This window comes from Neobacillus drentensis, assembly GCF_036965425.1.
GTDB lineage: Bacteria > Bacillota > Bacilli > Bacillales > Cytobacillaceae > Neobacillus > Neobacillus drentensis_F.
Genome location: NZ_JBALPP010000101.1, coordinates 321 through 7552, shown reverse-complemented (window position 1 = coordinate 7552; position 7232 = coordinate 321). Strand labels below are relative to the sequence as shown.

General features: G+C 36.5%; 7 protein-coding genes. 2 read left to right on the top strand and 5 right to left on the bottom strand.

Annotated elements, in window-relative coordinates; genetic code table 11:
- Nucleotides 1-199: 199 nt before the first annotated feature.
- On the bottom strand, nucleotides 200-340 hold the full coding sequence (locus tag V7161_RS22150) for a hypothetical protein (RefSeq protein ID WP_335715023.1): 141 nt from the start codon (nucleotides 338-340) through the stop codon (nucleotides 200-202).
- Between the two features lie 334 nt (nucleotides 341-674).
- On the opposite strand from V7161_RS22150, the gene V7161_RS22145 reads away from it, so the two are divergent.
- On the top strand, nucleotides 675-1691 hold the full coding sequence (locus tag V7161_RS22145) for a hypothetical protein (RefSeq protein ID WP_335715022.1): 1017 nt from the start codon (nucleotides 675-677) through the stop codon (nucleotides 1689-1691).
- Between the two features lie 448 nt (nucleotides 1692-2139).
- Here the strand turns inward: V7161_RS22145 and V7161_RS22140 are convergent, their stop codons facing one another.
- Nucleotides 2140-3915, bottom strand: coding sequence for a hypothetical protein (locus V7161_RS22140; protein ID WP_335715021.1), 1776 nt, complete (start codon nucleotides 3913-3915; stop codon nucleotides 2140-2142).
- 629 nt (nucleotides 3916-4544) lie between these two features.
- Between V7161_RS22140 and V7161_RS22135 the strand changes: the two genes are divergently transcribed.
- Entirely contained in the window at nucleotides 4545-4898 is a 354-nt protein-coding gene (locus tag V7161_RS22135; RefSeq protein WP_335715020.1) for a hypothetical protein, read from the top strand.
- Nucleotides 4899-5197: 299 nt separating this feature from the next.
- Here V7161_RS22135 and V7161_RS22130 read toward each other — a convergent pair whose 3' ends face one another.
- From V7161_RS22130 to V7161_RS22120, 3 genes are all read right to left on the bottom strand, one after another.
- Nucleotides 5198-5326, bottom strand: a complete 129-nt coding sequence (locus tag V7161_RS22130; protein ID WP_335715019.1) for a helix-turn-helix domain-containing protein — start codon at nucleotides 5324-5326, stop codon at nucleotides 5198-5200.
- On the bottom strand, nucleotides 5304-5981 hold the full coding sequence (locus tag V7161_RS22125) for a competence protein ComK (protein ID WP_335715018.1): 678 nt from the start codon (nucleotides 5979-5981) through the stop codon (nucleotides 5304-5306). Before V7161_RS22125 ends, V7161_RS22130 begins: the two co-directional genes overlap by 23 nt.
- A gap of 329 nt (nucleotides 5982-6310) precedes the next feature.
- On the bottom strand, nucleotides 6311-7150 hold the full coding sequence (locus V7161_RS22120) for a hypothetical protein (RefSeq protein WP_335715017.1): 840 nt from the start codon (nucleotides 7148-7150) through the stop codon (nucleotides 6311-6313).
- Between the last annotated feature and the right edge of the window lie 82 nt (nucleotides 7151-7232).

The following is a 7232-nucleotide window of genomic DNA, read 5'->3' as shown; positions in this document are numbered from 1 at the left end:
TAATAGTTTAGTGGGTGTTTTTAAAATCTATAAATAATCTAGATTTGACAGATTGAAAATACGTTAAGGTTTTGAGATTTTTCTGGTCGATATATAGCATAAGTGGAAGCTCAAGCAAGTTTAAGCTCTCCCTTGCTTAATGGGCCAAAAAGTCCGTCAATAACAGTAGACATTGACTTGTTTTTCCAAGAAAGAATATTTAAGATATTTTGTTCGCTAAAATGGTAACAATTGTGCTCAGCAAAATAGTTCCAAGGGTAATAAAACCATAAGTAAGGCCTTTTTTCATTTTTTTCTTTTTTATCATTTCTTCCGGGGTAAGCCAATGATTTTTAGACATCTGGTATTCTCCTTTTTCTTGTTGTTTTCTTCTTGGTGGTTTTAATAAAACTAGAAGTTTTTATAGTAATATTGTCCTGAAAATAAATACTGAAATATTATATAAAAAATTGCGGCATTTGTCTCTATTTTGAAAAAATGGGATTCTGGTAAAAATGAAAGCTCTAGTCTTTGATACGCCTTTGATGTTTTGTATGGTTTGGTAGTAGAGAAAAAATTGATTTTCATTGTGAAAATCTACCATTGAATGTAAAATAGGACTTATGCTTCATATAATAGATTGATAATCTAGCAATTTATTACTGGAGTATACATACATACAGGAGGATTTATTCATGAGGAAAATTATTGCACTATCAAGTTTTGTGTTCCTTTTCCTTTTAGTAGTGCTGTCAGCTAATGTTTCTCACGCAGCAGAAACAAATGCAAACGCTGTTAAAATAACTGGAATCACTGTCGTCACTGACAAAGGTGATATTAAGGCAAAAGTAAACGGAACAGACTATTCTTTAAGCCTAGTCGGAGTTCCTGGAGACGTTAAAGTACAAGAGATTAAAGTAACATCCGATACGGCAGCTACTATATCACTAGTTTCTAAATCTGATGAAATGTATTCAGATGCAGTTGATGCTCAATTTGTAAATGGTGAAGCCGTAATTGACAAAGCAAAAGTTGTAAATTGGTCTACTAACAATAATGATGACACTTACTATTTCTTATTCCCTAAACAGGTTAATACTGACTACTTGTTCACTGTTCAAGAATTAAGAGACGTTATTAATAAGTATGATTTATTCATAGAAGGAAATGGCTTTGTTGCAGATGCACAAGGTAACGAGTCTCCATTTTCTATAGCAGTTGAAACAGAAGGCTGGAAATGGGAAAACGGAAAATGGTACTACTACAATGATCAAGCAGTAAAATTAACTGGCTGGCTTGAAGACGGAGAAGACTGGTACTTCCTAGGCAAAGATGGCGCTATGGCAACTGGCTGGGTTAATGACAAAGGAACTTGGTATTTCATAAACTCAGATGGTACAATGGAGACCGGCTGGGTAAAAGATAAAGGAACTTGGTACTTCTTAAAGTCAACAGGTGCAATGGCAACAGGCTGGGTAAAGGATAAGGACACATGGTACTACCTAAAGTCAACAGGTGCAATGGCAACAGGATGGGCTAAAGTAGGAACAAAGTGGTACTTCTTGAAGTCTACTGGTGCAATGGCAACTGGATGGTTAAAAGAAAATAACAAATGGTACTACCTAGATGGAAATGGAGTAATGCAAACTGGTTGGGTGAAGATCATTGGAAAGCGGTATTTCTTCAATTCAAATGGGGTTTGGGTTAAATAAGCAAATAGATATATAGAATAAAAATCCTCCATAGTCATCATTGGAGGATTTTTTATTTCGAGTTAAATTATAAATGACTTTAACTATCCAAAAAATAAGAGTTGCCTCACTTTTTTATTCTCAACAGGCATTAATTTTGCTTTTAATGCTAATATTTTTGAAAATTTATCAATACTAATTATTTTTTATAGTTTGATAATGCCGTAGCAACTAAAGTAAAAAAATCCACACCAGTACACTGATGCTAAGGAAATTATCAATTTGATGCCCTAAAATAAATCAATTGAAGCCTTTATTATTTTTTCTTAATTCACTCTTGCCCCCATCAATCTATGGAGTGGACTCGACATCAGGCGAACGAGCCCGGCTCTAGGAATGACAAAGAGTTTTTTATAATTGGCCTAGCCAAAAATGACAGGAAAGCGGTATTGTCATTTCTGTTTGGTTATTATAGCTTGAACTTTATTACATAAAAATCAACCACTTGTAAAAGAATCGAATAAAGTGTTTCAACCTCATTTTTATTCAGGCTGATTAAGCCTCGCAATGCATTGTAATGTAAGGCGGTATTGGCATTGGTCCTGATTTTATACAAAAAGGTATCAATCTCTCTTGTGATTACATCTTTTGTTTCGTTGATCAGTACAAATAAGGGTTTCTCACGGTCTCCTTCCCTAATGCTCTTACCTATTTTAAGACAGCTCTCTTGAAGTAGAACCTCCAGTGTTAACCGCATGGGCCCAAGAGCCAGTTTCGGGCGGGTATTCACCAGTTCAGCAGCATCATACAGATTCTCTTTTAACATCTGGTGAATTTTTTCAGAGTCCACCTTTTTCAGAATTTTGTCAATCAAGTCCAACTGCTTTTCTTTTCCTGTCCTTTCTTTTTTCTTAGGAGAACTGTGGAGTTGTTGCTCAACTTCCTCTTTCATATCATCAAAGAGATCACCAAGATGCTGTAAATAGTGCTCTTTAGCTACTTCATAGACCATAGTGTTTTCTGTATGATAGGGATCGGACACATCATTATTTAGATTATCTAGTATTACACTGAGTGTTGCGAAGAGCTCCGCGTTTTTAAGAAAGGTTTCAAAGGAATCAATCTTTTCCTGGTGTGCTTCATATTCTGCTTGCTGCTTCCAATATTCATCGTCCTCATTTTCTTCATCAACTTCCATGTTGCTTTTTACATTCATAAGATGCTCTTTCGAAAATTTTCTGAAGAGATCCAGGAATTCTTCGTCATTCTCAAAAGGGATGGTAATTAGCAAAATGGAAATAATCGATTCATCCTCAGGCAGAGCGACCTCAACGGGTTCTCCAAAGGCCCCCTCATGATAATACTTCTTGGATAAGTTATACATAAATAATTGGTGTTTTAGTTTTTTGAATGATGTTAATTCTTTCAGACTTCCTTCCTTGGTTAATTCTATGACGGTACTATAGAACTCTTTTATAAAGGACTGGAACTTATTTTGATGGATTTTGATTTCATAGGTGCGTCCGATCTCTCCCTTTGGGTCCCAAAGCTCCGATAGATACCAATAATCCCGCATCGTAATCGTTTCTTTATCTTTTCTTTCCAAGTCTAGTGAAACTGGAGCCTTATAGGGCAAGGGTAAGTCCGTTTGAAAGACTTCGTCATCCCCATAATAGGTCATTTCTTCACGAAAGAATTCAAAATCAATTATAATGGAATGATTGCTTAGCAGTCCCTTATAGCCGCCTTCAATTTTCTCAATCTGGAGCCAATCATAGAGCTGGGCTTTGCAATAATCAGAATCACTCGTATGGATAAAATAGTTATAAAGGTGGAACAGCCCTTCACTATAATCGATTCCAGATTCTAAATACATTTTTCCAAGGTTGAATTCAAAATCCAAGTGATTATAGTGCTTGCAGGCTTCCTGCTGCTTCCATAGAGCTTCTTCTAAGATTCCCTTTTCCCAATCCATTATGGCTTCCCTTGTTAGAGTAACCGCCGTTCTTGCTGGTCCAAAATAATACAATTCATTATGCTTGGCCAAGGCAGATTTCTTTTCCTCTATTTTTTCTTTGGTATTGGAACCACCTGTTTGATCAATCGGCGAACTCTTGCGAAGTTTCTTTCTATTAGTCTTAGCGGTCCCCAATAACCCTTTTCTTCTTTTGTAAAAATTTGAAACTTGGTCCTCCATAAGTACTAGTTTTTGTTCCAAATCTTCTATTCTCCAATTATCATCCATACTGCCTCACCCCAAATAATCCCAACTAAAAAAAGACATTTATCATTATTGCCTATATAAATCTATTTTAATCCGCAAGGGGATAAGACGCAAAGTATTGCTATTCAAACAGGTAACGGAAGACGTCCCACTATATCAGTATCGGTACAGACTTACTTAACTAATTTGATTCTGGACTTTTTCATTTCCATAATAAAGTCTGAATCTGGCATACCCAGCCCAGAAGCAAGGCTAATATGGTATTTAGACACAATAACAGTAGATTTCTTTCAAGTATACTAATATACGAACGATTTACCCGCTGCGGCCTGCCACACCAGAATAATCTCAACATGGTTGAATTACCGTTTTCATATCAATGGCGATCCAAATAGGGAAGTTAAATTAGCGATTATCCGCTTTCATATACCGATAGTCGAGTAATATTCGAATATAGATAGTAAAAAACAACATTAGGGGGGACATTCGAATAGAGGCTCTCCTTTTTCACATGTTTGGAGCGGAGTATTGGACATGGTGTTGGAATTCGCCACATCGAATTACCTAAAGAATTTACATTGTTTTTAATTTGTAATATCTTGGATAAAGTGAAGAACTAATCAGTATTCAACGAAGGGAAGAAATTTATTATGGCAAGAACAAACAAGGTAAAATTTTTAGTCGATTTAAGTCCTAATACTCAACTGACTCACAAAGTGTTATCAAGCTACACTTCTTTATTTTACAAAGACTTCTCAATTGGTTCGATGTTTCACAGTGGAGATAGAAAGAACAAGTTTTCAATCAATGCCATTGAAGGCAGTGAGTTTGAAAAATATCTCAATCAGAAAATTGGAGCAACTGTAAAGTCCGATTCAGAAACATACAAGGTTGCATGGCTAGATTTAAGCAAGGATGCTGATTTTGAAAAACTAGAAGAAATAGCTGTAGAGTTGCCTAAGTTTGAAAATACTGGTCTAAGAAAACTATATGAGCAGCATTAGGAGTTCACTTGGTTCCGGTGTACTGTCACGCCTCGGATTTTGTCGAAGATTGAAAGGTTTTTAGATAGTAAAATGATAGAATTTAAGTTGCAGTTGAATATTGTTGGGGTGGTTGGTTGTTACTCTTCTTTCCTTTTTGGAAAGGAGGTGATAATCTTAATCTAATTAGTAAAACTCCATTATGCGTTTATTGGCAGCAATACCGGATGCTTTTCAATTTCTATAATAAAATCTGAAGCTCTCATGCCAAGCCCGGAAGCAAGGGCTAAGATGGAAATAAAGCCAGGCAGTTTGAGATTTCATTCAAGAATACTAATATAGGAACGATCCAAACCGCTGCGTTCGGCGAGTTCTTCCTGCGATAGATTCCGTTCCTTTCGCAGCCTTCTTAATGCCATCCCAAAATCAATGTTCGAGTGATAATCCAACAGGACAATCCTCCTTTGATAAGTAATTATCGAATAACCAGTTATCAATATTATTTTTTTCTTCTTCTAAAACTTCAAAGTTATATTTTCCTGACTTTTCCTTGAGGAGCTGGTGCCTTTTGGGCGGTTCCAGATAATAGAGAATTGGACTTGGATGAGTCCCTCTTTCAATTGTAAGTCGTTTTAAATATTTGGCTGTCTGCAGTTTTTCATTAAAGGGAGCAAATTTTGTATCTACAATTATGAAATGGCCATTGCTCAATTCCACCTCCGTCTTGTTTCCGGTGGCTTTGGTGTTGATAATATGTTCGGGATCAAACCAGATGCAGTCTATTTTATGCGGCGATTTACTTGGAAAAAGGCAAATGCCTTGATAGGGATTCACCATGATGGGACATTTCATTGTTTTATTTAGAATGGATTTTGCCCCTATTATTGCTCCCCGTAAATCAAAGCCTATGTATTGTAATGTATCGTCCAATAGATGTAGTGGAGTTTTGTCCACCAGAAAAGTTGTTTTTCCTGCCATGATCCTTGAACACGGCTTCCCATATTGGTCGAATTCCCCCATGATTAGTATCACTTTCTTCTCAATAAAGTAACGTTTAATATTAATCGTTCTCCACTCCTTTAATCGCAATAGATTAAAAAGCATTTACCTTCTACTATCTCTGTAATGGACAATGAAGAATAAAACGATAGATCTGTTTCGATTGTTTTAGAATTTCATCCCTCCTTTGCGAGGATCATTGCTCCGTATTTTTATGATGGATATTCATTATGGCAGGTTAAACTGCTTTATACCCTTTACATGTTGGAATTCATTTTGCAGATATAGGAGCGCTTTCCTCTCATATCTATTAAACTGAAAATAGGTCTTTTGTACTGCAGTCTATAGTAAACAAAATTCGCCAAATTTCATGGGAATTTTGACAAAAATGCGACATTTTTTGCGAAGGAGCCACGGGAACCGTTCTCGTGGTATCATTCCAGCCAATTCCAGTTTGGGTCAATGCCGTCTATAAAAAAAAGCGGTATAGATGTTTTAGTCCCTATTGCATCAATCTTTTCCGAATAGAGCTTCATAAATTTGTTGTCCAGGATTCCATAAAAGTAGGCGATGGGATTTTTGACGCTATCGGTCAATTTCATTTTTCGAATCAGTTGTCTAAAGGCATCCTTCGAAATGTCAAGGATGTCATCTGTGTCATTCAGACACTCAAAGCGGCAAGCAGCAACTTGCACCATATGCCAATATTCTTCAATCGTTTTGGCTTCGGAGAATAAGCATTTTACTAGCTGAACAAAAGGCTGCGGGACTCGGTTGCTGACAAAATTATGATCCAATTGTTCAGACGTTTCGTTACGTTTATTTATCTTTTGTTCTTTTTCAGTTTTTAAAAGATTACTAGTTTCATTATGGTGGTTCATTTTTTCCTCTTTGGGTGGTTCACTGGTTGGAAAACGATTAAACTGATATAGGTTGCTGGACTGCGATCCGTTTTTCCTTTCTGTTTCAAAGACCGTGATGATTCCCAATTCTTTTGCTTTCAGAATCATCCGTTTAAAGGTAGACCTTGAGATGCCGTTCTCCTGGTATTGCTCATGAATGGATTTTAAGATGGTCCCGATCTTGGCATTACATACTCCAGGGATTTTGGCTGCAAAGCGAACCAGTCTTTTTAATCCGATGATTTCTCCTTTTGAAAAATCATGCTTATGTTCCAATAACCACATCTCGATATGATGATTGAATTCCTGAAGGGAACCGAATTGTGAGAACTGCTGAAATCCTTCCGTATTGCCAGATTTAATGCCTGCCATTTATGACACCCTTTCACCGTTTTTGCACTTCTACGATATCGGGTTTGGCTGAGTAAATCGAATTCGCATTTTTCATTTTTGA

Bases quoted from the DNA above. Each gene is read 5' to 3' on its own strand.
- V7161_RS22150 (WP_335715023.1), bottom strand. From the start codon at position 340: ATGTCTAAAAATCATTGGCTTACCCCGGAAGAAATGATAAAAAAGAAA.
- V7161_RS22135 (WP_335715020.1), top strand. From the start codon at position 4,545: ATGGCAAGAACAAACAAGGTAAAATTTTTAGTCGATTTAAGTCCTAAT.
- V7161_RS22120 (WP_335715017.1), bottom strand. From the start codon at position 7,150: ATGGCAGGCATTAAATCTGGCAATACGGAAGGATTTCAGCAGTTCTCA.
- V7161_RS22140 (WP_335715021.1), bottom strand. From the start codon at position 3,915: ATGGATGATAATTGGAGAATAGAAGATTTGGAACAAAAACTAGTACTT.
- V7161_RS22125 (WP_335715018.1), bottom strand. From the start codon at position 5,981: ATGCTTTTTAATCTATTGCGATTAAAGGAGTGGAGAACGATTAATATT.
- V7161_RS22145 (WP_335715022.1), top strand. From the start codon at position 675: ATGAGGAAAATTATTGCACTATCAAGTTTTGTGTTCCTTTTCCTTTTA.